26 protein-coding genes, 2 tRNA genes and 1 pseudogene are annotated in these 24,344 nt (G+C 73.5%); 7 read left to right on the forward strand and 22 right to left on the reverse strand.

From position 1 onward, the window contains the following. Positions 1 to 455 (forward strand): annotated as a pseudogene (locus ABD979_RS11715) (TetR/AcrR family transcriptional regulator); the annotation flags it as partial. Further along, positions 452 to 2,398 (forward strand): acyl-CoA dehydrogenase family protein, encoded by a 1,947-nt coding sequence (locus ABD979_RS11720; protein ID WP_345507656.1) that lies wholly within the window; start codon positions 452 to 454, stop codon positions 2,396 to 2,398. The pseudogene ABD979_RS11715 and the gene ABD979_RS11720, both read left to right, overlap by 4 nt. A 53-nt stretch (positions 2,399 to 2,451) precedes the next feature. Here ABD979_RS11720 and ABD979_RS11725 read toward each other — a convergent pair whose 3' ends face one another. The 3 genes from ABD979_RS11725 to ABD979_RS11735 are packed head-to-tail and all read right to left on the reverse strand — an operon-like array spanning position 2,452 to position 4,137. Next, complete coding sequence (locus ABD979_RS11725; protein WP_345507657.1) at positions 2,452 to 2,979, reverse strand: flavin reductase family protein; 528 nt, start codon at positions 2,977 to 2,979, stop codon at positions 2,452 to 2,454. After that, positions 2,976 to 3,323: a hypothetical protein gene (locus tag ABD979_RS11730; RefSeq protein ID WP_345507658.1), complete on the reverse strand. Its 348-nt coding sequence runs from the start codon at positions 3,321 to 3,323 to the stop codon at positions 2,976 to 2,978. Before ABD979_RS11730 ends, ABD979_RS11725 begins: the two co-directional genes overlap by 4 nt. Before the next feature lie 10 nt (positions 3,324 to 3,333). Next, positions 3,334 to 4,137: a phosphoribosyltransferase gene (locus ABD979_RS11735; RefSeq protein ID WP_345507659.1), complete on the reverse strand. Its 804-nt coding sequence runs from the start codon at positions 4,135 to 4,137 to the stop codon at positions 3,334 to 3,336. A gap of 285 nt (positions 4,138 to 4,422) precedes the next feature. Between ABD979_RS11735 and ABD979_RS11740 the strand changes: the two genes are divergently transcribed. After that, positions 4,423 to 4,836: a BLUF domain-containing protein gene (locus ABD979_RS11740; RefSeq protein WP_345507660.1), complete on the forward strand. Its 414-nt coding sequence runs from the start codon at positions 4,423 to 4,425 to the stop codon at positions 4,834 to 4,836. A gap of 24 nt (positions 4,837 to 4,860) precedes the next feature. Here ABD979_RS11740 and ABD979_RS11745 read toward each other — a convergent pair whose 3' ends face one another. Beyond that, on the reverse strand, positions 4,861 to 5,757 hold the full coding sequence (locus tag ABD979_RS11745) for a serine hydrolase (RefSeq protein ID WP_345507661.1): 897 nt from the start codon (positions 5,755 to 5,757) through the stop codon (positions 4,861 to 4,863). Continuing rightward, positions 5,754 to 6,689: a LysR family transcriptional regulator gene (locus ABD979_RS11750; RefSeq protein ID WP_345507662.1), complete on the reverse strand. Its 936-nt coding sequence runs from the start codon at positions 6,687 to 6,689 to the stop codon at positions 5,754 to 5,756. Before ABD979_RS11750 ends, ABD979_RS11745 begins: the two co-directional genes overlap by 4 nt. Between ABD979_RS11750 and ABD979_RS11755 the strand changes: the two genes are divergently transcribed. Then, positions 6,688 to 7,683, forward strand: coding sequence for an MBL fold metallo-hydrolase (locus tag ABD979_RS11755; RefSeq protein WP_345507663.1), 996 nt, complete (start codon positions 6,688 to 6,690; stop codon positions 7,681 to 7,683). The genes ABD979_RS11750 and ABD979_RS11755 overlap by 2 nt on opposite strands. Positions 7,684 to 7,732: 49 nt before the next feature. On the opposite strand, the gene ABD979_RS11760 is transcribed toward ABD979_RS11755, so the two are convergent. From ABD979_RS11760 to ABD979_RS11815, 12 genes are all read right to left on the reverse strand, one after another. Further along, a tRNA-Val gene (locus ABD979_RS11760) sits at positions 7,733 to 7,809 on the reverse strand. Positions 7,810 to 7,923: 114 nt separating this feature from the next. After that, positions 7,924 to 8,379: a TIGR02611 family protein gene (locus ABD979_RS11765; RefSeq protein ID WP_345507664.1), complete on the reverse strand. Its 456-nt coding sequence runs from the start codon at positions 8,377 to 8,379 to the stop codon at positions 7,924 to 7,926. Beyond that, positions 8,376 to 9,221 (reverse strand): aminotransferase class IV, encoded by an 846-nt coding sequence (locus ABD979_RS11770; RefSeq protein ID WP_345507665.1) that lies wholly within the window; start codon positions 9,219 to 9,221, stop codon positions 8,376 to 8,378. The genes ABD979_RS11765 and ABD979_RS11770 overlap by 4 nt, the downstream gene beginning before the upstream one ends. Before the next feature lie 54 nt (positions 9,222 to 9,275). Beyond that, positions 9,276 to 10,319 (reverse strand): chorismate-binding protein, encoded by a 1,044-nt coding sequence (locus tag ABD979_RS11775; RefSeq protein ID WP_345507666.1) that lies wholly within the window; start codon positions 10,317 to 10,319, stop codon positions 9,276 to 9,278. A 16-nt stretch (positions 10,320 to 10,335) separates the two neighbouring features. After that, positions 10,336 to 10,818: a glutathione peroxidase gene (locus ABD979_RS11780; RefSeq protein ID WP_345507667.1), complete on the reverse strand. Its 483-nt coding sequence runs from the start codon at positions 10,816 to 10,818 to the stop codon at positions 10,336 to 10,338. Positions 10,819 to 10,900: 82 nt separating this feature from the next. Beyond that, positions 10,901 to 11,878 (reverse strand): non-homologous end-joining DNA ligase, encoded by a 978-nt coding sequence (ligD, locus tag ABD979_RS11785; protein WP_345507668.1) that lies wholly within the window; start codon positions 11,876 to 11,878, stop codon positions 10,901 to 10,903. A 66-nt stretch (positions 11,879 to 11,944) separates the two neighbouring features. Next, positions 11,945 to 12,017: transfer RNA gene (locus ABD979_RS11790), tRNA-Gly, on the reverse strand. Positions 12,018 to 12,123: 106 nt separating this feature from the next. Beyond that, the gene (locus ABD979_RS11795) at positions 12,124 to 12,450 is read right to left on the reverse strand and encodes a putative quinol monooxygenase (protein WP_345507669.1); all 327 of its coding nucleotides are present in this window, start codon (positions 12,448 to 12,450) and stop codon (positions 12,124 to 12,126) included. Between the two features lie 116 nt (positions 12,451 to 12,566). Next, positions 12,567 to 13,088, reverse strand: coding sequence for a DUF1097 domain-containing protein (locus tag ABD979_RS11800; protein WP_345507670.1), 522 nt, complete (start codon positions 13,086 to 13,088; stop codon positions 12,567 to 12,569). 11 nt (positions 13,089 to 13,099) lie between these two features. Then, entirely contained in the window at positions 13,100 to 14,134 is a 1,035-nt protein-coding gene (locus tag ABD979_RS11805; protein ID WP_345507671.1) for an NAD(P)-dependent alcohol dehydrogenase, read from the reverse strand. Then, a complete protein-coding gene (locus ABD979_RS11810) occupies positions 14,131 to 14,946 on the reverse strand; it encodes an iron-sulfur cluster assembly protein (protein ID WP_345507672.1) in 816 nt (271 codons plus the stop codon). Before ABD979_RS11810 ends, ABD979_RS11805 begins: the two co-directional genes overlap by 4 nt. Positions 14,947 to 14,948: 2 nt before the next feature. Beyond that, on the reverse strand, positions 14,949 to 16,028 hold the full coding sequence (locus tag ABD979_RS11815) for an amidohydrolase family protein (RefSeq protein ID WP_345507673.1): 1,080 nt from the start codon (positions 16,026 to 16,028) through the stop codon (positions 14,949 to 14,951). A gap of 179 nt (positions 16,029 to 16,207) precedes the next feature. Between ABD979_RS11815 and ABD979_RS11820 the strand changes: the two genes are divergently transcribed. The 3 genes from ABD979_RS11820 (at position 16,208) to ABD979_RS11830 (ending at position 20,324) form a co-directional block, all read left to right on the forward strand. Beyond that, positions 16,208 to 17,734 (forward strand): AAA-type ATPase lid domain-containing protein, encoded by a 1,527-nt coding sequence (locus ABD979_RS11820; RefSeq protein WP_345507674.1) that lies wholly within the window; start codon positions 16,208 to 16,210, stop codon positions 17,732 to 17,734. A 168-nt stretch (positions 17,735 to 17,902) separates the two neighbouring features. After that, positions 17,903 to 19,258, forward strand: coding sequence for a trypsin-like peptidase domain-containing protein (locus tag ABD979_RS11825; protein WP_345507675.1), 1,356 nt, complete (start codon positions 17,903 to 17,905; stop codon positions 19,256 to 19,258). Positions 19,259 to 19,352: 94 nt separating this feature from the next. After that, on the forward strand, positions 19,353 to 20,324 hold the full coding sequence (locus ABD979_RS11830; protein ID WP_345507676.1) for an SDR family NAD(P)-dependent oxidoreductase: 972 nt from the start codon (positions 19,353 to 19,355) through the stop codon (positions 20,322 to 20,324). A gap of 25 nt (positions 20,325 to 20,349) precedes the next feature. Here ABD979_RS11830 and ABD979_RS11835 read toward each other — a convergent pair whose 3' ends face one another. From ABD979_RS11835 to ABD979_RS11855, 5 genes are read right to left on the reverse strand one after another with little or no spacing between them, the layout of a single operon-like run. Next, complete coding sequence (locus ABD979_RS11835; protein WP_345507677.1) at positions 20,350 to 21,054, reverse strand: GTP cyclohydrolase II; 705 nt, start codon at positions 21,052 to 21,054, stop codon at positions 20,350 to 20,352. Next, a complete protein-coding gene (locus ABD979_RS11840) occupies positions 21,051 to 21,746 on the reverse strand; it encodes a RibD family protein (protein ID WP_345507678.1) in 696 nt (231 codons plus the stop codon). The genes ABD979_RS11835 and ABD979_RS11840 overlap by 4 nt, the downstream gene beginning before the upstream one ends. Beyond that, positions 21,739 to 22,719: a lysylphosphatidylglycerol synthase domain-containing protein gene (locus ABD979_RS11845; RefSeq protein WP_345507679.1), complete on the reverse strand. Its 981-nt coding sequence runs from the start codon at positions 22,717 to 22,719 to the stop codon at positions 21,739 to 21,741. The genes ABD979_RS11840 and ABD979_RS11845 overlap by 8 nt, the downstream gene beginning before the upstream one ends. Continuing rightward, positions 22,716 to 23,891 carry a glycosyltransferase family 4 protein gene (locus tag ABD979_RS11850; RefSeq protein WP_345507680.1) on the reverse strand — a complete coding sequence of 392 codons (1,176 nt, stop codon included), beginning with the start codon at positions 23,889 to 23,891 and terminating at the stop codon, positions 22,716 to 22,718. Before ABD979_RS11850 ends, ABD979_RS11845 begins: the two co-directional genes overlap by 4 nt. After that, positions 23,879 to 24,277: a 6-pyruvoyl trahydropterin synthase family protein gene (locus ABD979_RS11855; protein WP_345507681.1), complete on the reverse strand. Its 399-nt coding sequence runs from the start codon at positions 24,275 to 24,277 to the stop codon at positions 23,879 to 23,881. The genes ABD979_RS11850 and ABD979_RS11855 overlap by 13 nt, the downstream gene beginning before the upstream one ends. Positions 24,278 to 24,344: the final 67 nt, after the last annotated feature.

A 24,344-nucleotide genomic window follows, 5' to 3' on the forward strand; every position in this document is an offset into this window, starting at 1 on the left:
CGGGCGGCGCGGGCGGCGCGGGCGGCGCGCCCGGCGCGGCGCCGGAGCCGCGCACCCTCGTGGCCTCGACCGTCGACGCCTACCTCGCGCTCGTCGAGAGCGACACCGAGGTCTACCGCTTCGTCGTCAACCGTCCCCTCGTCGACCTCCCCCTCGTCGACGATCCCGTGGGTGGCACCGTCGAGCGGGTCACCGACCAGCTGACGGGCCTGCTGCTGCCCTCCCTCACCTCCCCCGCGACCTCGTCCGAGCGCGCGCGGACGTGGGCGATCGCCCTCGTCGGCTCGGTGCGTGCGGTCGCCGACGACTGGCTCGCCACGCCCGAGGCCGACCGCGCACCGCGCGCCGAGGTCGTCGACGCGCTCACCGACCTCGCCTGGCACGGACTCGCACCGGTGCTCGCCGCCGACGAGGCCGATCCCGCCTCCGCAATCCGCCCGAAGGAACCGAGATGACCACGCCCACAGACCTGCCCACCCCGACCGTGGAGGACCGCGACGCCCTGGCCACGGCGCTTCGGCGTCACCTCGACGGCCCGTTCGGTGACGTGCGCGACCACGTCCGCGCCTTGGACGCCGACGCGTTCGGTGCCGCTCCAGCACGCCTCCCCGTCGCCGAGCACCGTGCCCGCGTGACCGACCTCCTCGCCCGCGTTGCCGAGCAGCCCTATGCCGCAGCGGGATTCCCGGAGCGGCAAGGTGGAACGGCGCGCTATGGCGAGGCCGTGGCCGCCTTCGAGATGCTCGGGCACACCGACCTGTCGCTCTTCGTCAAGGCTGGGGTGCAGTGGGGGCTCTTCGGGGGCGCGGTCTCCCTCCTCGGCACGAGCCGGCACGACGACCTCGTCCCTCGCATCGTGTCCGGCGAGCTGCAGGGCTGCTTCGCGATGACCGAGACGGGTCACGGCAGCGACGTGCACAGCCTGCGGACGACCGCCACCTACGACGGCAGCACCGACGAGCTCGTCGTGCACACGCCGGACGCGACGGCCCGCAAGGACTACATCGGCAACGCCGCCCAGGACGGCCGCGTGGCAGCCGTGTTCGCGCAGCTCGTGGTCGACGGCGAGTCCCGTGGCGTGCACTGCGTCCTCGTCCCGATCGGCGACGACGAGGGCGCGGCGGCGCACGGGGTGACGATCGAGGACTGCGGACCCAAGCAGGGACTCGACGGCGTCGACAACGGCCGGCTCGCGTTCGAGCACGTGCGCGTGCCGCGCACGAACCTCCTCGGCCGGCACGGCGACATCACCGACGACGGCCGCTACGAGAGCCCGATCGACAACCCCGGACGCCGCTTCTTCACCATGCTGGGGACCCTTGTGCGCGGACGCATCTCCGTCGCGGGCGGCGCTGGGGCCGCGGCACGTTCGGCCCTCGCGGTCACGACGACGTATGCCGCGTCGCGCCGTCAGTTCGCCGCCCCCGGCGCCGACCACGAGACGACGGTCCTCGACTACCGCACGTACCAGCGCCGGCTCATGCCGAGGATCGCGACGGCATACGCCCTGCAGGTCGCCCAGCACACGCTCGTCTCGGCGATGGACGACGTGCTCGCGGGACGGGCCGGGAGCGAGCAGGACCAGCGGCAGCTCGAGACGCGGGCGGCCGGCATCAAGGTGCTGACGACGCGGCACGCGACCGACACGATCCAGGCCTGTCGCGAGCTGTGCGGTGGCGCCGGCTACCTCTGGGCCAACCGGCTGGCGGCCCTGAAAAACGACACCGACATCTTCACGACGTTCGAGGGCGACAACACGGTGCTGCTGCAGCTCGTCGCCAAGTCGCTGCTCGCCGACTACACGGCGACGTTCGGCGACCTCGACACCCTCGGCATCGTGCGCTTCGGAGCTCGCCTGGCGGCCGGGACGGTGCTCGAGCGCACGGCCGCGCGCGGCATCGCGCAACGTCTGCTCGACGCGGCCCCCGGGCGCGACGAGGACGACACCCTCGGCGCGCGCAGCACCCAGCTGCGGCTGCTGCGCGAGCGCGAGTCGCACCTGCTCGACGGGCTCGCCCGCCGGCTGCGGGCAGCCACCGCCCCCGGGGCCGACGCCTACGGGATCGTCAACGCGACGCAGGACCACCTCGTCGACGCGGGGACCGCGCACGTCGAGCGGCTGGTCGCCGAGTCGTTCGCGGCGTCGGTCGAGTCGTGCGCGGACCCTGCTGCGCGTGCGGTGCTCGACCGGGTGTGCGACCTGCACCTGCTCTCGACCATCGAGGCGCACAAGGCCTGGTACCTCGAGCACGACCGGTTGAGCCCCGCCCGCACCAAGGCGCTGACGGCGCTCGTCAACGAGGTCTGCGCCGAGCTGCGCCCGTACGCCGCGACGCTCGTCGACGGCTTCGGCATCCCCGAAGGGCTGCTGACGACCGAGATGTCCGGCACCGCCTGACCGGCGGGGTCGGACCGGCGGCGTCGGACGGGCACAGCAGGTGTCGACCGGCGTCAGTCGGCGTCGGCCGGGCGCTGGTAGCGGCCCCGCCGGTGCACGAGCGGGCTCTCGTCGGTCCCGACGGCCACGTGCTCGACGACGGCCTCGACGAGCACCGACCAGCCCACCTCGTGCGTGGCCGCGGGGTCGAGGCGCACCCCGAGCCAGGTCGGCGCGCTCGAGAGGCGTGGCCCCCACTCCGTCTGCTCCCACGTGCCGAGCCGGAAGGGGCCACCCGGCGCGGGCATGACGCCGGCGAAGACGTCGGCCAGCTCCCGCTGGCGCCAGCCGAGGAGGGCGACGACCGCCGTGCCCGTCTCGTCGAGTCGTTCGAGCAGGTCGGAGTCGGCGTGCAGGAGCCCGACGACGCGTCCGGGCTCCCCCGCGGACACGAGGTAGGACGACACCGTGAGCCCAGCGCGCTCGACGCCCTCGCCGGACGTCCACAGCGAGACGGTCGTGCCCAGGCGACCGCGGAGGCGGCGCAACGGGTCGCGGTCGTCGTCGGGGGTCTCGAAGGGGTGCTCGCTGTGGATCGTCATGCGTCGGCGACGAGCAGCGTGTCCCCGACCGCGACGTGGCCCGGCTCGACGACGTCGGCGTAGACACCAGCGCACTGCTGCGGCTCCCGGGTCACCGTGAGCGTCGCGTCGCCCACCCGGATCACGTTGCCCACCAACGACGCCAGTCGCTCCGGGTCGATGTCGAGCACGATGTTGGCGCGCGGGTGGGAGTCGACGTACTCCGTGGCCGAGACGAGGTGCACGGCGTGCTTCTTCGACCGGTTGCCCTCCGGCCCCGTGGGGGTGATCTCGACTTGGTCGAGATCCTGACCGGGCCCGCCGGACTCGGCGTAGATGAGCAGGCTGGTGACCGTCGCGTCCATGGGGCCCACGCTAGTGCGTGCCGGCGCCGCGGGCGGCGCCGCCATCGCGGGCGGTGTCGCCATCGCGGGCGGTGTCGCCATCGCGGGCGGTGTCGCGATCGTGGGCGGTGTCGCGATCGTGGGCGGTGTCGGTCACGCTCACCCTCGCGGCTGCGTCGTCGAGCAGCGCCACCACCTCGTCGTCCGTCGTCGGGCGGAAGTCCACGTAGTGCTCCCCCACCGACCGGAAGCGCGCCGGTGTGCTCACGGCCACGACGGCATCCGCCTCGGGAACGTCGGCGAGCACCCGGGCGGGCGCGACCGGCACGGCGAGCACGACGCGGGCGGCGCCGAGACGTCGGGCGACGCGGCACGCCACCCGGGCGGAGGACCCCGTGGCGACCCCGTCGTCGACGAGCACGGCGACGCGCCCCGTGACCTCGAGCGGGGCGCGCCCGCCGCGCAGCCGCTCCAGCCGTGCTGCGAGGACCGCTCGCTCCCGCCGCTCGACCGTCTCGAGCTCCTCGGCGGTGACGTGCGCCCGCGCCATGACGGTCGGGTCGAGCACGCGCGTGCCCCCCTCGCCGATGGCCCCCATCGCGAGCTCGGGCTGGGCGGGGACCCCGAGCTTGCGCACGACGACGACGTCGAGCGGTGCGCCGAGGACGGCCGCCACCACAGCCGCCACCGGGACTCCTCCGCGGGGCAGGCCGAGGACGACGACGTCCGTCCCGCCCGCGTCGCCCCCACCATCCGGAGCCCATGCACCGCGTCGGCGCTCCAGCTCTCGGGCCAGCGCCCGCCCCGCCTCGACGCGGTCCTCGAAGAGCGCCATGACCTGCCTCCCTCGCCGCGGTCTCACCCTGCTGGCCGCACGGACGTCCCCGCCGGAGCCGAGGTCGCGGTGCCGGGCCGGCGTCCGTCCCCATCGTGGCGGCTCGACGGCGCCGTCGTCAGGGGCCTTGGTCCCGATCGACGTCCCCACGCGGGCTCGGACGCTGTGTCGCACCCGTCCGGAGCGGCGGGCGGCCCCTAGGATGACCGGCGGGCATCAAGACGCGGCGCCCGAACGGTGGCACAGCCCGGGACGGCCCGTGGCGGCCGGATCGGGAGGACCACGGTGCTATCCCTCACCTACTTCAGCACGTCGACGACCCCGCTCGACCAGGACGACCTGCACGAGCTGCTGGCGAGGTCGCGGGACCGCAACACCGGCCTCGGCCTGACCGGCCTGCTCCTCTACAGCGACGGCAGCTTCGTGCAGACGCTCGAGGGGCCCGACGAGGCCGTCGAGGCGACCTTCGATCGGATCTCGCGCGACCGCCGGCACCGCTCGGTCTCCATCGCGCTGCGTGAGCACGTCGACGAGCGCTTCTTCCCCGACTGGTCGATGGGCTTCCGCGAGCTCACCCAGCAGGAGACGGGCGACGTGCCCGGCTTCAGCGACTACCTCGACGGCCACGGCGAGCCCCGTCGCGAGGGCGGCAGCCGGGCCGAGGCCTTCCACCGGGCCTTTCGCGCCTTCGCGCCCTGACGATCCCTCTCGGACGAACGGTCGTCACGCGGCAGGAAGGCGCAGCGTGGTGACAGCCTGCCGGGCGAGCTCGCCGATCGCGGCGTCGACGCGCGGCTGGTGCCGCTCGGGTCGCACGGCACGGGTGAGCACGGTGACCGCGACGGGGTGCTCGTGCGGGAACTGCACGACGGAGACCTCGTGTCGCAGCCGGCCGAGGGATCCCGTCTTGCCGAAGACCAGCACGTCGTCGTGGGGAAAGCCCGATCCGATCCGGTGCCGCCACGCCTGGTGGGCCATGGCATCACGGACGAGCCCGTGTATCGGCCCGGTCCGTGCCCAGAGCAGCTGCACGACACGCGTCAGCTCGGCCGCCGAGGCGGCGCTGGCGTATGCCGGGTCGTACTGGGAGGTGCCCACCGCACGATCCGGGTCGGCGAGCGCCTGCTGCGAACCGGCCCAGCTCAACGCGCCGGTGTCGCGCATCACCGCACGGGTCTCCTCTGCGGACCCCTGGCGTACCAATGCGGTCGGGAGCCCGAGCCGCGCGAGGTCGCGGTGCACGCGGTCGACACCGATGAGGGCGAGGACGGCGTCACCGGCCGCGTTGTCCGAGACGGCCAGCATCAGGCGCACGACGTCCCGTTGGCTCATCGTCACGTCGTCGAGGAGCATGGCGATCCCCGTCGGTCCGGGAACGCGATCGACGGAGGGAAGGTGCACCGCTCCCGCCGCGTCGAGCTCTCCACGCTCCACGAGGTCGGCCCAGACCAGGGCGAGAGGGAGCTTGTAGACCGACGCGATGGCCACGCGCTCGCGCTCGGACAGGCCGACGGACCCGGGCGGCCCGGTGACGCGTGCGGCGTGCACCCAGGCGGTGACGCCGGCATCGCGGGCGGTCTCGGCCAGCGCGTCAGCGTGATCGGTTCTCTGGCGCGTCACGGCGTCAAGGCCCGCTCGAGCTCGGCGGCAACGTCGGCGTGCTCGATCTCCGGGCGACGGTGCGCTTCGTGCGGCATGACGATACGTAGCCGCAGGGGCGGAAACGCTTGTCCATCAGTCGTTCCCGCCGGTATCGGAGTCAGTCGCGTCGCGACCCCCGCGGCGGTGAGTGCGCGGCGCTGGCCGACATCAGCAGCCTCCACGACCCGGCCGTCGTGCCCCGCCCGGCGCAGCGCGTCGACGAGCTGGTCGTGGGCCGGTGGCTGGTGGTGTCGTGGGGGCACTGCCACCGGAAGGTCACCGAGCGTCGTCGCGGGGTGGTGACTCCTGGAGTCGAGCCGGGTCGGGAGGACGAGCACGGGACCTGCTGCGAGCCCGTCGACCACACCGGGATGGCGCACGACGGCGACGTCCAGCAGTCCGTCGCGGAGCAAATCGACGAGCTCCACGCTGCCGGCCACCGTCGGCGTCACGGATCGACCCCGGGCGGCCAGCGCCCCCACGACGTCGTCGATCCGCTCGTCCAGGTCGCCGGCCACCCCGAGACGGACCTGGCTCGGCACCACGAGATGGGTGGCCAGGTCGAGGAGGTCCGCCTCGAGGCGGAGCAGCTCGCGGGCGGCCGGCAGCAGCAGCTGACCCTCTGCCGTTAGGCGGACGCCGCGAGGGTCCCGGTCGAAGAGTCGCACCCCGAGGCGCTCCTCGAGCCGCCGGATCCCCTGCGAGAGCGGCGGCTGGGTCATGCCGAGCTCCCGCGCCGCATCCCCGAAGTGCCGCGTGTCGGCGACGGAGGTGAAGAAGCGGAGATGACGAGTCAGGTCCATGGTGCGTCCACGATATCGAACTCCTATCAAAAGGGGTCGGCAAGACTCTTTGACACTCGTCGTCGTCGCGGCGACGCTCATGGCCGTGAACAGCGACGAGACGACCATGACCACACCCACCGGCGCGGGCATGCGCCGCCGGGCCCTGCTGACCGGCGCTGGTGGGTTGGCCCTCGCCGGCGCCGCCGGACCGGCCGGGCCGGTTGCCGCCGTCCCAGTCGCAGCCGACCGTCCGAAGCACCACGGGTTCACCGGGTTCGAGTGGCTCGGTGTCGCGGGATGGCGCGTCACCACGCCCACGACCACCGTGCTCGTGGACCCGTACCTCAGCCGCTTCGAGACCGGGCTGGGTGCCGGCCGGCTGAACCCCGAGACCCGTCTCCATCTCGACACGGCGGCGGTCGACGCCGTGCTCGGCGTGCCGGGGGCCCCGGGGTCAGCGGTCGACGCCGTCTTCGTCACGCACACCCACTGGGACCACTTCGCCGACGTCCCGCACATCGCCGCGACCCGGGGCGCCACGGTCTACACGACCCTCACCGGCTACCACCTAGGTCAGTCGATGGGGCTGCCGTCCCGCAGGCTCGCCGTCGTCAAGGGCAGTGAGGAGCTCGTGGTCGGCGACCTGGTCGTGCGCGTCGTCAGCGCGCGGCACAGCCGCAGCGAGAGCGGTGGCCTGCTGTTCCCCGGTGTCAGGACCCAGCTTCCACCGCGGCCGGAGACGATCACGGAGCTGCCCGAGGGCGACACCCTCGGGTTCGTGTTGCGGCGCCCCGGAACGCGTGGCGGCGTGCTGCTGCTCGGCGCCAGCGACTACGACGACCACGAGCTGCGCGGGCTGGACGTCGACACCGTGGCGATGCCGGTGCCGAGCAACGACGTGACCGCCGACTACGTTGCCCGCCTGCTCCGGGCGCTCGACCTCCCCCGGACGGTCGTGCTCGTGCACTGGGACGAGTTCGAGAGCCCCCTGCGCAACCCGCCCACAACCGACGACCGCACCCGAGGCCGGATACGGGAGATGACCGCGGAGATCAGGCGCGTCTCGCCCCGCAGCCGTGTGGTGCAGCCGAACTACCTCGCGCCGATGGCCCTGCTCTGATGCATGCCCCGGTCGTCACGCCCGGCGTCGACTCGCTCGTACGGTGTGCTGGTGGACGTGAAGGGACTCGAACCCCTGACCTCTCGCGTGTGAAGCGAGCGCTCTAACCAGCTGAGCTACACGTCCGGGCACCCCTGCACCGAAGTGTCGGGGTGACGCTGGGAAACAATAGCCGGTCGCGGTGCGCGGGCGGAAATCGCCCCTCCGACAGCCCCGCACGCACCTGCGCCGGGCCGCCCGTCAGTCGATGCCGGGCACCCGGTCGAGCAGTCGCTCGGCCCACTCCGGCACGAACTGCGGGATGCCCATCCACGCGAGGTAGCCCCAGACGACGACCCACACGATCAGCAGTGTGCCGAGGGCGACGACGCCCCGCACCCAGAGCGCCTGGGCCATGATCCAGTCGTTCCAGCGGCTCACGTGCCGCTTGGCGAAGTCGAGCCAGCGCTGGGCGAACTCGAACTCGCTGGCGAGGATGAGCAACCCGAAGAAGACGACGAGCCAGCCCGGTCCGGGCGCCGGCACCATGACGAGGCCGGCCACGGTGACGATGCCACCGACGACACCGACGGCGATGCGCCACACGAGGTGGGTGGCGCGGTTCTGGCGGAGCCGCGCGCGCCAGGCCCAGCGGTCCTCGTCGGCGTCGAGGGTGCGGTCGCGGTCGGAGTAGTCGACCTCGTCGGGGCGCGTCACGGGTCGGCGTCCCGCTCGGCGTTGCGGCGGAAGATGCGGAGCAGCTCGTCGGTGACGGGGTGCTCCGGCGCGAGCGTGCGGGCGTCGACCGCGTGGATCGGCAGCACGTCCTTCGTCGAGCTCGTGATGAAGACCTCGTCGGCCGTCTCGAGCACCTCGAGCGGCAGCGGCCGCTCGCGCATCTCGAGGCCGCTCGCCCGTCCCCACTCGAGCACGAGCTCGCGCGTGATGCCCGGGAGCAGGCCCGAGTCGACGGGTGGCGTCAGCACGACGCCGTCGACGACGACGAAGACGTTGCTCCCCGTGCACTCGCACAGCTCGCCGCGCGTGTTGGCGAAGACGGCCTCGATGGCGCCCGCCTCCTTGGCCCGCGCCAGCGCCACGACGTTCTCCGCGTACGACGTCGTCTTGAGGCCGGCGACGGCCGAGCGCTCGTTGCGGGTCCACGGCACCACCGCGAGGGCGCCGGAGGCCGGCGGTCGCGGCTGCGGTGCGGCGAGCACGATCGTGGTGAGGTCCGCGTCGTCCCGGTCGGAGCCGAGCGGCCCGACGCCGCCCGTCACGCTGTAGCGGAGCCGACCGAACTCGAGCGGCTCCCCGTCGAGCACGGCCGCGATGCCCTTCTCGAGGAGCGCCAGGTCGGGCGCCGGCAGGCCGAGGCCGGCGGCGGAGCGCTCGAGGCGCCGGTGGTGGCGGGTCAGGGCGAACGGCTGCCCGTCGACGACCTTGGCCGTCTCGAAGACGCCGTCGCCGACCGTGACCGCGTGGTCGAGGGCCGAGACGGAGGGGCCGGTCGGGTCGACGAGGTCACCGTCGACCCAGACGCGCGTGGTCGTGCTCATGGTCCCTTCCTGGTGGGCGCAGCAGGCGCCCGCTGGGCGCCTCACGGGTGGGTCTCATGGTGTCACAGTGCCGGCGGCGAGGCCGATGAGCCGGGCGGCCTTGAGCTCGGTCTCGGCCCACTCCCCCTCCGGGTCGGAGTGCCACGTGATGCCGGCGCCGGTGCCGAAGCGCAGCCAGCGCCGACCCGCCGCGTCGCGCTCGGCCCAGAAGGTGCGGATGCCGACGGCGAGCTCGGCCTCCCCCGCGTCCGCGTCGACCCAGCCGACGGCACCGCAGTAGGGCCCGCGGGCGGCGGTCTCGAGGTCGGCGATCGCCGTCAGGGCGCTCGACTTCGGCGCACCCGAGACCGACCCCGGCGGGAAGGTCGCACCGAAGACCTCGCGCCACCCCGCGTCCGCCTCGAGCCGTCCGCTCACCGTCGACACGAGGTGCACGAGACCCGGGTGCTCCTCGACCTCGCACAGGGCCTCGACCGCGACGGTGCCCGGATCGCAGACGTGCGAGAGGTCGTTGCGCATGAGGTCGACGATCATGACGTTCTCGGCGAAGTCCTTCGGCAGCATGGCCTCTGCGGTGGCGGCGGTCCCCTTGATCGGCCGCGTGACGAGGCGCCGACCCCGACGGGAGAGGAAGAGCTCCGGCGACGCGCTCACGACGTCGAGGCCTGCCGACCCGCAACGGATGCGTGCAGCGTGCGGCGCCGGGTTGCCCTGCCGCAGCAGTGAGTCCAGTCCGTCCAGGTCGGCGTCGGCCGGCAGCTCGTGGCTCAGCACCCGGCAGACGTTCACCTGGTAGACGGTGCCCGCCGCGATCCTCTGGCGCACCTCCTCCACCGCGCCGACGTATGCCGTCCGGTCGAGTGACGAGCGCCACGCGCGGTCCAGCGGCTGCCACGTGACGCCGTCGGACCCGGGGACGGTCGACCCGGCATCCGGGCGCGGTGTCACGTCTCCGAAGCGCACCGCCGTCACGTCGCCCTCGAACGTCGCGACGACGGCCCAGAAGCCCTCGACCGAGATCGCGTCCAGTGCTGCGTCGCCGTGCCGCACGTCGAGCACCCGACGCGCGTCCCGGTCGGCGAAGCGGGCGTGGTCCACCCGCAGATCGTAGGGCCTAGCCGGCGAGGGCCTTCTCGATGTCGGCGGTCAGGTCGGCGGGGGCCTTCGTCGGCGCGTAGCGGCCGAGGACGGTGCCGTCCCGGGCGACGAGGAACTTCGTGAAGTTCCACTTGATCTTCTTGCCGAGCAGACCGCCCTTCTCGGACTTGAGCCAGGTGTAGAGCGGGTGCTCCTCGGGGCCGTTGACGTCGACCTTCGAGAACATCGGGAACGTGACGCCGTAGTTCTTCTGGCAGAAGGCGCCGATCTCCTCGTCGCTGCCCGGGTCCTGCCCGCCGAACTGGTTGCACGGGAAGCCGAGCACCGTCAGGCCCTGGGCGCGGTAGGACTCGTAGATCTCCTCGAGGCCGCCGAGCTGCGGCGTGTAGCCGCACTGGCTCGCCGTGTTGACGACGAGGACGACGTCACCGGCGTACTCCTCCAGCGACACCTCCTTGCCATCGATCGAGGTGGCCTTGAAGTCGTGCAGGACGGTCACGGGGTCTCCTTGCGTGGGTGGGGATGAGTGGTTCGGAGGGCGGGGCCCTCCGGATGGGTCGAGGACGGGTCAGGTGGGTCGGTCAGGCGCCGTCGGTCTCCGGCTCGGGCGGCACGTCGCGACCCTCGCGCTCGTCGCGGTCGGCCCACTCGAGCAGGGCGGCGAAGTCGAACACGGCGTCGTCGATGCCGGCGTGGAGGTCGCCGAGGCGGGCGAACCGCTCGGGCATCGTCGCGATGGTGAAGTCCTGCGGCTCCGCGTCGGCCACCTCGTCCCACGCGAGCGGCGCCGAGACGGTGCCGCGCGGGTTGCCGCGCACGCTGTACGCCGCCGCGATCGTGTGGTCGCGGGCGTTCTGGTTGTAGTCGACGAAGAGGTCCGTCGGTGAGCGGTCCTTGCGCCACCACGTCGTCGTCACCTCGTCGGGCAGGCGCCGCTCGACCTCGCGGGCGAAGGCCAGTGCCCCGCGGCGCACGTCGGTGAAGCCCCACTCGGGGGCGATCCGGACGTAGACGTGCAGCCCCGAGCCGCCGGAGGTCTTGGGCCAGCCGACGGCACCGAGCTCGTCGAGGATCTCGTGCGTCGTCTCGGCGGCCCGGCGCACCGTCGCGAAGTCGCACTCGGGCATCGGGTCGAGGTCGATGCGCCACTCGTCGGGTCGCTCGGTGTCGGACCGGCGACTGTTCCACGGGTGGAACTCGACGGTGGACATCTGCACGGCCCAGATGACGTCGGCCAGGCGCGTCACGCAGAGCTCGTCGGCGTGCAGGCCGTAGCGGGGGAAGTGCAGCCGCACCGTCTCGACCCACGGCGGGGCACCGGCCGGCAGGCGCTTCTGGTGCACCTTGGGCCCGTCGACGCCCTTGGGGAAGCGGTGCAGCATGCACGGCCGCTCGCGCAGGGCGTTGACGATGCCCGGCCCGACCGAGAGGTAGTAGTCGACGAGGTCGCGCTTGGTCTCGCCCCGCTCGGAGAAGTAGACGCGGTCGGGGCTCGAGAGCCGGACCGTGTGGTCGCCCACCTCGATCTCGACGGCGGGAGCCTTGCTCGACGGGGCCATGGCCACAGCCTACGGACTCGAGCACGGCGAAGGACCCGTCGACACGTCGACGGGCCCTTCGTGCGGAGCGGACGACCGGGCTCGAACCGGCGACCTCAACCTTGGCAAGGTTGCGCTCTACCAACTGAGCTACGTCCGCTTGCCGACCTCGTGGGGCCGTGGCCCCTCGGGTGCGAGGTAGACATTAGCGGACGCCCGGCCAGAAGGCGAAACCGGCCGAATCCGCTCTTGGAGAGGCCGTTCGGCTACTTCTCGACGGCCATCTCACCGAGCTCGGACCACGCGGTGCCCTCGACCGTCGTGTTGACGATCCGCGGCGTCGCGGAGAGGTAGGCCGGCAGGGTCGCGGTGGCCTCCTTGAAGTGGTCGCTCTGGACGTGCGCCCCGCCGGCGGCGTCGTCGCGGAACGCCTCGACGAGGACGTACTCGTTCGGGTCGTCGAGGCTGCGCGACCAGTCGAACCAGAGGCACCCCTCCTCGGCGCGGCAGGCCTCGGTGAACGCCCGGGAGATCTCGGGCCAGTCGTCGGCGTGCTCGGGCTTCACGGGGAACTTCGCGGTGATGAAGATCAAGGCTGGTCACTCCTAGCTGGATGGTGTCTGACGGTCTGTCTGACGGTGTCTCGTCGGGTCGCGTACCCGTTCGGGCACGCGACCCGACGTCGGCGCTCGCGCCTCGCTCGAACGGCTCAGGCGGCGGCGGGCGTGACCGGGCCGGCGGGCTCGGCGGGCTCGGCGGGCTCGGAGGGGCTCGTACCGGGACTGCGGTCGACCGCCTTCTGGATGCGCTCGCCGAGGATGCCCGACGCCCAGCCGAGGCAGGCCCCGACGACGAGCGCGAGCACCGTCGGCCAGAAGGCGAACGAGGTGCCGAAGAAGACGGCCGTGCCGGCGAAGGCCCCGGGGATGAAGGAGAGCAGGGGTGCCGCCGCCTGCACGCAGAGGACGAAGGCGAGCACGGTGACGATGATCGCGAGGGCGCCGGGGAAGCCGACGCGTGCGGCCACGAGGCTGGCGAGCCAGCCCCACACGACGCCGCTGAGGTTGGCGGCGAGGCCCTTGCGGAAGCCGGTGGCGCCGCCGCCGGCCGCGAAGAAGCAGGCCCACGCGATGAAGGCGACCCACGTGACGAGGCCGAGCTGCACGCTGACCTGCGTCCAGAGGCCGGCGAGGACGCCGACCGAGATGCCGACTCCGAGGTAGTTCTTCATGGCCCTTCCTCTCAGGGGACGAGGATCGCCCGGCCGCGGACGTCGCCCGCGTTCAGGTCGTCGATGGCGGACTGGAAGTCGTCGAGCGCGTACGTCTGCGTGTGCAGCGTCACGGCCCCGCGCGCGGCGAGGGCCATGAGGTCGCACAGGTCGTTGTACGAACCGACGAGGTTCCCGATGAGGTTGATCTCGGTCGAGACGATGTCGATGGTCGGGACGTCGACGTTCTCGCCGTAACCGACGACGTGGTAGTCACCGGCCCGGCGCAGCATCGCCACGCCCTCCTTCGTGGCGCCGCCCTCGCCGACGAAGTCGACGACGACCTCGGCGCCGTGCCCTCCGGTCAGCTCGAGCACCTGCTCGACCTGGCTGCCGTCGGCGACGATGCCGTGGTCGGCGCCGATCGCGACGGCGAGCTTGACGGCGTTGGGGTTGCGGTCGACGACGACGATCTCCGCCGGGGAGAGCGCCTTGAGCACCTGGATCCCGATGTGCCCCAGGCCTCCTGCGCCGATGACGGCCACGCGGTCGCGCGGCGTCAGCCGGCGGGCCGCCTTCGCCGCCGCGTGGTAGGCCGTGAGGCCGGCGTCCGCGAGGGCCGCGACGTCCTTCGGCTCGAGCGAGTCGTCGATGCGCACGACGCTCCGGGCCGACGTGCGCAGGTACTCCGCGTAGCCGCCGTTCGTGTCGATGCCCGGGAACTGGTTGCTCTCGCAGTGCACGTCGTCGCCCGACCGGCACGCGCGGCACAGACCGCACGTGATGAGCGGGTGGACGATGACCTTGTCGCCCTCCTTGACGTTCGTCACCGCGCTGCCGACGGCGTGCACCCAGCCGGCGTTCTCGTGGCCGATCGTGTAGGGCAGCGCGACCTGGCTCTTCTCGGCCCACTGCCCCTCGAGGATGTGCAGGTCGGTGCGGCAGACCCCCGCTCCCCCGATGCGGACGACGACGTCGAAGGGGCCGGTCGCCTCGGGCACCGGCACCTGCGCCATCTCGAGGTTCTCGTGGTAGCCGACGACCTGGACGGCTCGCATGGTGCTCATGACAGGTGCTCCTTCAACTGGCTCAGCGGGAAGAACGTGGACGTCGATGCCACTCGGGCGTCAGCGGGCTCGGCCCCGTCGACGCGCGGGGCCTGGTCGTCACCGGACCCCGGGTAGCGGGTCCGCAGCAGCCCCCGGCAGAAGTGGGCGTTTCCGTCGATCGAGATGCGCGTCGAACGCGCCCGGCGCAGCGTGAGCGGCACGTCGGCGGCGGCATACCTCGTGCCGTCGTGGCCGACGAGGACGAATGCCGTTGGCACGTCGGGCAGTCCGAGTGCGGAGCGCCGACGGCGCAGGGCGCGCGTCCGATCGTCGTCCGGCAGGTCACCCAGGGTGACCTCGCCCAACCGTTCGACCTGACGGTCCGGGTCCGCACGGAGGAGGGCCGTCAGGCACCGCTCCATGGCGGCCGTGTGCGCCTTGCGCCGGAAGATCTCGCGCAGCTCGTCGAGGTCCTGCTCCGCCTCGTGCCGGAAGGTGCCGCGGTAGCCCGCGTCGGCGGCCAGCCCGGCGTTGATGAGGTCGCTGTCGTGGTGGTCGTCGAGCTCGACGACCACATGCCCGGTCCACGGGAGGGCCGCCAGCACGTCCTTGGCGTCCGAGGCCATGAGGTAGGCGAAGTTCGGCGAGCAGAACGACGTCGGCAGGCGCAGGTGCGCCGTCACCGTGTCGTCGTCCACCTCGAGCGAGCGCACGAACCCGAGGTCGGTGATCGGCTCGTCGAGCTCCGGGTCGAGCACGACCGACAGCGCCGCGTATGCCGCCTGCCTCCTCGCGGTGTCGGGCGGGGTCGAGAGCGGGGCCAGGGCCACGGTCAGACCCCTGCGAGGGCGCCGGAACCCTGCGTGTCGGCCGCGCGCTCGGCCGTGTCGTCGGCGCCGCGCGGACCGGTGGCCGGCTCGTCGGCGTCGGGGAGTCGCAGCTCAGCGGGAACGTCGAGACCGTAGAGCTTGGCGGCGTTGAGGCCGAGGATCTTCTTCTTCTTCTGCGCCGTCGTCAGCGGGGCGTACTCGGTCATGTCCTCGGGGATCTGGAAGTCGACGAACTTCTCGACGAGCCAGCGCGGGGTCCAGATGGCGTAGTCGCTCGAGAAGTGGATGCGGTCCTCGCCGACCCAGTAGAGGAGCTCGCCGAGGATCTGGGCGAAGTAGCGGGGACGCGTGTGGATGAAGGGCATCGCGACCGCGAGGCCGCCGTGGACGTTGGGCTCCTGCGTCGCGATCCAGCAGAAGTCCTCCAGGCGCGGCAGGCCCACGTGCTCGACGATGAAGGTGAGGTCGGTGAAGTCGCTCGCCACGTGGTCGACGTCCGCGACGTCGAACGCGTCGCGGTCGAGGGGCCGGATCGTCGGGCCCTTGTGGACGTGGATCTTCGTGACGCCCAGCTCTCGGCAGGCCTCGAAGTAGCGGTAGGCCCACGGGTCGTCGAGCTTCCAGCCGCGGCTCTCACCGTGCCACTCGGCCGTGTAGAGCTTGACGCCGGTGAAGCCGAGCCGCTCGACGTCGGCGCGCAGCTGGTCGAGGCCCTGCTCGCCGTTGCGCGGGTCGAAGTGGTGGTTGTAGGTGAGGCGTGCCGGGTCGGCCTTCGCCAGCTGCGAGGCCTCCTCGGTCTGCCCGAAGCCACCCACGTAGAACTCGCCGAGGTGGGCGGGCTGGAAGATGGCGTGGTCGACGTAGCCGTCGTCGAAGAGGTCCTTCTTGAGTCGGGCGCCGCCCTGGTAGAGGTAGTCCTCGTAGCTCCACACCTCGGACTCGGGGCTGAGGTTGCGGTGGTAGTCGTAGAAGCAGTCGATGAACTGCTTGCCGTGGATGTTCCGCTGGTTCTCGGGCCGGGCGTCCCACAACGCGACGTGCGCGTCGACGATGAAGTAGCTCTCGCCGTCCTTCGTGTACATCTGGTCTCCTCCGGTGTGATCGTCGTTGATCCGCCTTCGACGATAGGAAGGCGCGGTGCGCCGGTCACCGGGGTCGCTGTCTCAATTTGAGACGCCATCCGCGCCGCGCACCTCGTGCTGCGGGGTACCGTCGGAACGTCGGAGAGGGGCCCCGCGGGCCCGGGCTCGAGGAGGCGGCGATGGAGCCGATGCAGGAGGGCGGCCTGCCGCAGCGTCTCGGCCTGTCCGACCCGCACCCGGCCCTCTCGGTGCCGCAGCGGGTGCTCCGCTCCTGGCAGCGCAGCGAGGACTACGGCGTCTCCCTCGACGCGGTCGAGCCGGTCTTCACCGGCACGGGACACGAGGACTCGCTCTTCTACCAGTGCGGTCGCGAGGTGCTGACCGGGCTGCACCAGACCCTGGCCGACGAGCCGATCAGCATGATGCTCACCGACGCCGACGGGCTGGTGCTCAACCGGCTGAGCGGTGACACGTCGCTGCTGCGCGCCCTCGACGCCGTGCACCTCGCCCCGGGCTTCGCCTTCTCCGAGCGCGAGGCGGGCACCAACGGCCTGGGCCTCGCCCTCGCCGACCGGATGCCGACACTCGTGCACGCCGAGGAGCACTACAGCCTGAGCCTGCGCACCTACACGTGCGCGGCGGTGCCGGTGCTCGACCCGGCGACGGGCCGGCTCGAGGGCGCCGTCAACCTCACGACGTGGTCGCGCTCGAAGGGCGACCTGCTGCTCGCCCTCGCCCAGTCGGCCGCGGGCACGACCGCCGCCCTCATGCTCGCCCGCTCGCGCGGCCAGGTCTCGAGGCCCGCCCCGCGCGGCCAGGTCTTTCGCGTCGAGACGGCCCGCCTCGAACCCGGATCGGGCACCCTTGGTGAGCTCTCCCCGGCGTGGACCGACGCGGTCGACGCCGCGGCGGTGGCCCTGCGCGACGGACGTGTCGTGGCCGCCGTCGGCGAGCACGGCTCGGGCCGGGCGACGCTGCTCGCGCAGGCGATGCGCCGGGCCCGCCCCCGCGACCGCATCCTCAGCGCCAGCGCCCCCGCGCCGCAGGACGTCGAGGTGTGGCTGTCGCTCTGGGCTCCGGAGATCGGCAAGCCGCACACCGGGGTGCTCGTGTGCGACGTCGACGAGCTGCCCACGTGGGCCGCGGGCTCGCTCCGCGACCTCGTGTCGGCCCGCGCCGGCGTCGGCAAGACGGCGGGCCGGGACGTCCCGACGGCCTCGACGTCCCCGCCGTCCCCGAGGTGGGCGCTGACGGCCGAGAGCCTCGCCTCCCTGCCCGCCGGGCTCGCGGCGCTCGTCGACACCGTCGTCGAGGTGCCGCCCCTGCGCGACCGCACCGACGACGTGCTCTCCCTCGCCCGCCACGTGGCCGGGCGCACCCGGGGCCGTCCCGTCGCCTTCACGGCGGCGGCCGAGCGTGCCCTGACCTCGTGCGGGTGGCCCGGGAACGTCGACCAGCTCGTGCGCGTCGTGCGCCAGGCGGCCGGGCGGGCCGACGTCGTCGACACGATGCACCTGCCCTCGGAGGTGCTGAGCGGGTCGGGACGCCGACTCACCCGGATCGAGGCCTTCGAGCGGGAGGAGATCGTGCGCTGCCTCACCCGCCCGGGCGTCACCATGCGGGAGGCCGCGACCGAGCTCGGCATGAGCCGCGCGACGATCTACCGCAAACTCGCGCAGTACGACCTGCACCTGCTCAGGGACTGACGGCCGACGCGTCCCCGGGTCCCTCGAGGCGTCCGCGACGAGCCTGCGACGCGCCGGAGACACCAGAGGGGCGTTTTCGGGCGAAACCACGCATCGGCGCCCGCGCGTCGTGCCCGGGGCGGGCGCCCGCCTGTGTCACCGTTGCCTCAGATCGACGAGGGGAATCTCATGGGTGGCGCACGCGTCCTGACCGTGGTGGCGGCTACGGCCCTGAGCCTGGGCGGCTGCTCGCTGCTGCCCCCGGCCCCCGTGGTCGTCACCGTCGACGCCCCCGCGCCCGCCGTCACCGGCGTGGTGGCACCCACGCCCTCGGCGCGCGCCTCGTCCGGCTCCTCGTCGGGCGACGCCTCCGGCCGGGACGAGGGCCCCGGGGTCGAGAAGCCGTACGTCTCCGGCTCGCGCGCGTGGACCGAGGTCGCCGAGCGGACGGGGCCGGCCCTCGTCCGCATCGACGTGGCCGGCTGCGACACCCGCGTCGTCGGCAGCGGCTGCTTCGTGGCCGACGACCTCGTCGTCACCGCCGGTCACGTCGCCACCGGCGCGTCGGCCCTCTCCGTCCAGTACGCCGGCGGCGTCGTCTCCGCGCTCGTCGTCGGCATCGACCGCACCTCCGACGTCGCCGTGCTGCGCACCGCGACACCCGTCGCGCCGGCCAAGGTGCGCCTCGCCGGGAGCGGGGCGCCCGCGAGAAAGGCCGTGGGCCTGCTCGGCTTCCCGCTCGGCAGCTTCGACCTGCGCGCCACGGAGGCGACCGCCGGCCGCGGTGTCGCCGTCGACTACGGGTCGATCAAGGCCACCGAGGCGTTCGTCACCGACGCGCGCGTGAACGACGCCGTCACCGGCGGCCCGGCCGTCGACGCCTCGGGAGCGGTCGTCGGGCTCCTCACGGGTCCGGCACTGTGGGTGTCGGGGCTCGACACCTCCGCCGACGGCCGGAACGCCAAGCTCGAGGCGCTCGGCCAGCGCCCGCGCACGAAACGCCCTGCGACGACGGCCGACCCGGCGTGGCTGCGCAGCCCGGCCGTGGTCGTCCCGGCTGCAGCGGTCGCCGCCGACGTGGCCCGGTGGCGCGACGCGCCCAGCCGCGACCTGCTCGAGTGCTACGGCGACGTCGCCCCACCGCTCGGCGACTCCCGCGCGCCGACGGTCGAGGTGCGCAGCGGGCACTCGTACGCCCGCGACGTGGCGGCCGCGATCTCCCTCCAGGGCCAGGCCCTCAACACCGGCAGCGACGAGGTGGCGTTCGCCGTCTTCACTCCTGACCAGCAGGACCGGCTCGAGGGGCTCGAGACGTGGCGCGAGGACCAGGCGGGGCGCCACTGGGACCACGTCACCGTGCGCCGGCTCGTCGGCTCCGGCGACGTGGTCGACGCCTCGGTCGAGCTGCGCACCCGGCTCGACGCCGCGCACCGCGTCGAGGGTCGCTCCTGCGTCGTGCAGGAGCAGCAGGTGCAGCTGCGGCGTTCAGGTGGCGGCTGGCTCATCCACCGCGTCACCGACGCGGGCCCGGCGCGCCCCTGCTGACCGGCCGGTCTCCACGACCCGCGACCCCGGAAGATCCTGAACGTCTGTCCAACGTTGGGTTTGGCAGGAGTGCCGACGGGGCACGGTTCCCGTCATGAGCACACCGACGCCACGAACCGGCCTCCGACCGAAACCCGACGTCCTCCACGGGGCGGCGGTCCTCGTGACCGGTGCGTCGAGCGGCATCGGCCTCGCCGCCGCGCACGAGCTCGCCCGGGTGGGCGCCCGGCTCGCGCTCGTGGCCCGCGGCCGGGAGGCCCTGGACCGGGCGGCCGACGAGTGCCGACGCCTCGGCGCGGCCGACGTCCTCGTGCTGCCGACCGAACTGCGGGACGACGACGCGGTGGCGACGGCGGTCGCGGCGGTCGTGGACGCATACGGCCGCCTCGACGGGGTGGCCAACTGCGCGGGCGTCGTCGCCTACGGACGGCTCGAGGAGCTGGGGGCTCCCCTCTTCGACGCTGTCGTGCACACCAACCTGCTCGGCTCTGCGAACGTGCTGCGCCACACGCTGCCCCTGCTGCGCGCCCAGGGCCGCGGCTCGGTCGTGCTCGTGGGGTCGATGATCGGGCACATCGCCGTGCCGACGATGAGCGCCTACACGGTGAGCAAGTGGGGCGTGCGCGCGCTCGCCCGGCAGGCGCTCGTCGAGAACCGCGACGTGCGCGGCGTGCACGTCTCCTACGTCTCCCTGCCCGGTGTCGACACCCCCATCTACCGCCAGGCCGCGTATGCCGGCGGCCCCGCCGGGCAGCCGCCACCGGTCGTGTGGTCGGCCGAGAAGGCCGGCGGGCTCGTCGTCGACGTGCTGCGCCGCCCGCGACCGGTCACCCACGGCGGCGGGATCGACGGGCTCACGCGCGCAGGCTTCACCCTCCTGCCGCGCGTCTTCGACGCCCTCGTCGGTCCCCTCTTCGGCGTGCTGGCCTCGGACCGGTCGGTCCCGATGCCGGCCGGGCCGGGCAACGTCAGGCAGAGCGTGCCGGCGGGCAACCGGCTCAGGGGCGGTCACGGTTCCGGGATCGGTGCGGCCCTCGGGGCCCTGCTGCCGTCACGAGGAGCGTGACCGGCAGGACGCGCGGCGCCGCCCCTCAGTCTGACTCCGACCCGACCTCCCGCAGCGCCACGGGCAGGTCGAGCGCATGCGCCCCGCGGCGCGCCTTGGTGCGCAGGTAGGCCGCGTTCGTCCGGGAGAGGTGCACCCCGGTGGGCACCCGCGAGCTGACCGTGACGCCGAGCGCGCGCAGCTGCCTCACCTTGTCGGGGTTGTTGCTCAGCAAAGCGATTCGCGTCACGCCGAGCGCACCGAGCATCTGCGCCGCCACGGTGTAGTCGCGCTCGTCGGCACGGAAGCCGAGCGCGACGTTCGCGTCGTAGGTGTCGAGGCCACCGTCCTGCAGCACGTACGCGTCGAGCTTGGGATACAGCCCGATCCCCCGGCCCTCCTGCCGCAGGTAGAGCAGGTAGCCGCCGGTGCCGGCGAGGCGCTCCACCGACTCGCGCAGCTGCGCACCGCAGTCGCAGCGTCCGCTGCCGAAGACGTCGCCGGTCAGGCACTCGCTGTGCAGACGGACGGGCGTCGGCGCGAGATCCGGCGCGGGCGCGCGTACGCCGGGCTGGGCCGGCTCGGCCCGGTCGCCCAGCGCGACGGCGACGTGCTCTCGCCCGTCGGCGAGGCCGTCGAAGCTGACGATGCGTGCCGTGGTGGAGAACCCGTCCGCGAAGCCGATCGGCACGAGCACGTGCGAGCGCACCGTGGCGGGGCCGGGGCCCCGGGTCTGCGGCTCGGCGGTCACGGCGCCTCCTGGAACCGCGGTGACAGGGCATACCGGAGCAGCACGACGTCGCCGATCTGGCGGACCTCGGCGAGCGTCGCGCGGCGCCCGGCGTTCCAGGGGTAGCGGCCGTCGCCGACGAACCGGCAGGCCGCGGAGTCGCCGACGAAGAGGGGCGCCACGACGAGCTGGAGCTCGTCGACGAGGTCGTCGACGAGCAGCTGCGTGTGCACGGTGCCGCCACCCTCGACCATGAGCCGGCGCGTCCCGCGCTCTCCGAGGTCGTCGCACACGCGGCGCATCGTCGGCGGGTGCCCGGCGTCCAGCACGGTCGCGACCGCGCCCAGCCGGGAGCGCGCCCGGGCCACGACGTCGCTGGGGCAGTAGACGACCTTGTCGGCACCGTCGGGCGCGAAGAAGGCTGCGGCGCAGTCGAGCTCGGCGTTCCTCGTCACGGTGACCTTGACGGGCGAGGGTGGGAGGCCGCGGGCCACCCGGTCGGCGCGTCGCGCGGGTGACCGCACGAGCAGGTGCGGGTCGTCGGCCCGGATGGTGCTGGCGCCGACGAGGATGGCGTCGCTCGCGGCGCGCTCCCCGTCGACCCGGTCGAAGTCCGCCTCGTTCGACAGCAGCAGCCGTTGCTCGGTGCCCGCGCTGAGGTAGCCGTCGATCGACATGCCGCAGCTGAGCAGGGTGTAGGGCCGGTCAGCCACGGGCTCCTCCTTCGTGAGCTGCCGCGACACGGCGGGCCGACGTCCACCGGGCCCACGGCCACCGGGCCGGCGCCACCAGCAGCACGAGACCGGGCAGCACCGCGACGAGGGTCATGACCCCGTAGACCACGGCCGTCGTGACGCCGGCGCCCGCGCCGAGCCCGGCCACGCCGAACGACCAGGCCGCCACACCCTCGCGCGGCCCCCAGCCGGCGACGTTGAGCGGCAGCCCCATCGCGACGAGGGCGACGAGCGCGAGCGGCACGAGGCGGCCGGTGGGTGCCGTGACGCCCGCAGTGCGGGCGGCGAGGACGAAGGTGCCCACGTGGCCTGCCACGACGAGGAGCGACGCGACGAGCACCCCCGCCGACGTATGCCGGTCGTGCAGGCCCGCGCGCACGTCGCCGAGCGCGGTGCGCGCGGCTCGACCGAGCCGCGTCGGCTCGCCCCGGCGGCTGCGGGTGGGCAGGAGAAAGAGCACGACCAGCAGCCCGACCGACGCCACGGCCAGCAGCGCGACGCCGACGACGGTCGGTGCCAGCAGGGCACGAGAGGGCTCGACGAGGAGGACGCCGGTCGCGACGACGACGAGCACGACCTGTCCCGCGGTGCGTTCCCACACGACGCCCCGCAGGCCACGAGCGAGGTCGTCGGTGCCGTTCCCGTGCCGCACGCCACGGTTCACGTCGCCGAGCACCCCGCCGGGCAGGGTGACGTTGAGCAGCTGCGACCGGTAGCACTCCGCGACGGCGTCGCCGAGCCGCAGCCGGGTGCCGAGCGCACGCGCCACGAGCACCCAGCGCCAGGCTCCGAGCACCGTCGTCAGGGCCACGATCGCGGCCGCGAGCGCGAGCGGGGCGAGGTGGATGCGTCCGAGGGCCGTGAGGAAGGCGTCGCCGCCCACACGCCACACCAGCACGGCCAGGATGGCGAGCCCGCCCACGGGGCGCAGCCGCACGGATGCCCGTCTCACCGGCCCGACCTCCCTCCCTGGTCCTGTGAGTGACGACGTCCGGGGCGCCCGGCGGGTTCAGCGCCGGGGCCGTCGGCGTCCGTCACCGGCGAGGACCGCCCGCGACCGCGGACGGCCGACTCCAGGGCCGCGTCGACGGCTGCGACGGTCCGCGCCCACGGCGCCAGCGTGCCGCGTCGCAGGGCGGCTCGGCGCCGCAGCTCCTCGCGCAGCTCGGCGTCGGTCAGCCACGCGCGCAGCGACGCCGCCAGCGCCTCGGGGCGGCCGGGGGGCACCAGCAGACCCGGCGGCCCGGCATCCGTCGACCCGAGGGCTTCGGCCATCCCACCGACGGACGCAGCGAGCACCGGCAGGCCCCGCGCCAACGCCTCGCCCACGACCATCCCGTAGGTCTCGACGTGAGAGGCCTGCACCACGAGATCTGCTGTCGCGTAGGCACTTCCGACATCGGCGTGCGCCCGAGGACCGAGGAGGCGCACGCGCTCGACCATCCCGATCCGCGCGAGCATCTCCTCCACGCGGGCGACCGTGGACGGTTCGACGGCCGTGGACCCGACGAAGGCGCACGACCACGGCAGGTCGCGCACCCGGGCAAGGGCGTCGACGAGGTCGAGGTGGCCCTTGAGCCGCGTGACGGGCCCAATGCAGAGCAGGCGGGTGCCGGAGGCAGTCCCCATGACAGCCGGAGCGGCGTCGACCCCGGGAGGGCACACGTGCACCGTCCCGACCGGCAACCGGTGGGCCTCGCGCAGCCACTCGCCCGTCCAGCTGCTCGTCACCACCACGGCGGCGGACGCCCTCAGCACGCGACCTTCGGCCGCCGACGCCGTGGTGTCGGTCACCCCCAGCGGCAGGTGCACCAGCGGCACGAGGGTGGTGCGAGCGGCCTCGCCGACGAGGACGTGCTCGGCCGCCGAGGCGACCAGACCGTCGACGAGCACGATTGCGTCGTCCGGCACGGCGGCGACGACAGCCGCCAGACGGCGCAGGGCGGCCTCGTCGGGAGCCGGCCACGCGCCGGGGACGTGGTGCTCGACGACGCGCCGGCCGAGACCCGTGAGCCCCTCCAGCACCCGCCGGTCGTAGGTGTTGCCCCCGCTGGGTCGCTCCGGGTCGTCGATGCCCGCCGGCACCACGGCGTGGATCTCGCGGGCCTCCGTCAGAGGTCGCACTCGTAGCTCGCCCACGCGACGTGCGACTCGTGCAGCGTGACGACGAGGCCGGTCAGCCGGCCCTCGTCGGCGCCCGTCTCCCCGGCTCGGATGCGGCTCGCGACCTGTTCCGCGATGAAGCGGGCCACCACCTCGGTCGTGCTGTTCGTCCCGGCGAAGGCCGGCTCGTCATCGAGGTTGCGGTAGCCGAGCGCCGCCACGACGTCGTGCACCACGGTGGTGGCCCGGCCGATGTCGACGAGGATGCCGTCGGCGTCGAGCTCGGGCCCGCGGAAGGTCACGTCGGTGACGAAGGTCGCGCCGTGCAGGCGCTGCGCCGGTCCGAAGACCTCGCCGCGGAAGCTGTGGGCGATCATCAGGTGGTCTCGCACGGTGACGCTGAACATCGTCTCCCCCGGGGTTCGCTCGGTCAGGTCGGTCGGGCCGGTCGGTCAGGCCGGTCGGTGAGGCCGG

The organism is Terrabacter aeriphilus (genome assembly GCF_039542985.1).
Lineage (GTDB): Bacteria > Actinomycetota > Actinomycetes > Actinomycetales > Dermatophilaceae > Terrabacter > Terrabacter aeriphilus.

Bases quoted from the DNA above. Each gene is read 5' to 3' on its own strand.
- ABD979_RS11820 (WP_345507674.1), top strand. From the start codon at position 16,208: ATGGAGCCGATGCAGGAGGGCGGCCTGCCGCAGCGTCTCGGCCTGTCC.
- ABD979_RS11750 (WP_345507662.1), bottom strand. From the start codon at position 6,689: ATGGTCGTCTCGTCGCTGTTCACGGCCATGAGCGTCGCCGCGACGACG.
- ABD979_RS11830 (WP_345507676.1), top strand. From the start codon at position 19,353: ATGAGCACACCGACGCCACGAACCGGCCTCCGACCGAAACCCGACGTC.
- ABD979_RS11755 (WP_345507663.1), top strand. From the start codon at position 6,688: ATGACCACACCCACCGGCGCGGGCATGCGCCGCCGGGCCCTGCTGACC.
- ABD979_RS11720 (WP_345507656.1), top strand. From the start codon at position 452: ATGACCACGCCCACAGACCTGCCCACCCCGACCGTGGAGGACCGCGAC.
- ABD979_RS11730 (WP_345507658.1), bottom strand. From the start codon at position 3,323: ATGGACGCGACGGTCACCAGCCTGCTCATCTACGCCGAGTCCGGCGGG.
- ABD979_RS11825 (WP_345507675.1), top strand. From the start codon at position 17,903: ATGGGTGGCGCACGCGTCCTGACCGTGGTGGCGGCTACGGCCCTGAGC.
- ABD979_RS11770 (WP_345507665.1), bottom strand. From the start codon at position 9,221: ATGAGCACGACCACGCGCGTCTGGGTCGACGGTGACCTCGTCGACCCG.
- ligD (WP_345507668.1), bottom strand. From the start codon at position 11,878: ATGGCCCCGTCGAGCAAGGCTCCCGCCGTCGAGATCGAGGTGGGCGAC.
- ABD979_RS11725 (WP_345507657.1), bottom strand. From the start codon at position 2,979: ATGACGATCCACAGCGAGCACCCCTTCGAGACCCCCGACGACGACCGC.
- ABD979_RS11800 (WP_345507670.1), bottom strand. From the start codon at position 13,088: ATGAAGAACTACCTCGGAGTCGGCATCTCGGTCGGCGTCCTCGCCGGC.
- ABD979_RS11855 (WP_345507681.1), bottom strand. From the start codon at position 24,277: ATGTTCAGCGTCACCGTGCGAGACCACCTGATGATCGCCCACAGCTTC.
- ABD979_RS11815 (WP_345507673.1), bottom strand. From the start codon at position 16,028: ATGTACACGAAGGACGGCGAGAGCTACTTCATCGTCGACGCGCACGTC.
- ABD979_RS11735 (WP_345507659.1), bottom strand. From the start codon at position 4,137: ATGGCGCTCTTCGAGGACCGCGTCGAGGCGGGGCGGGCGCTGGCCCGA.
- ABD979_RS11805 (WP_345507671.1), bottom strand. From the start codon at position 14,134: ATGAGCACCATGCGAGCCGTCCAGGTCGTCGGCTACCACGAGAACCTC.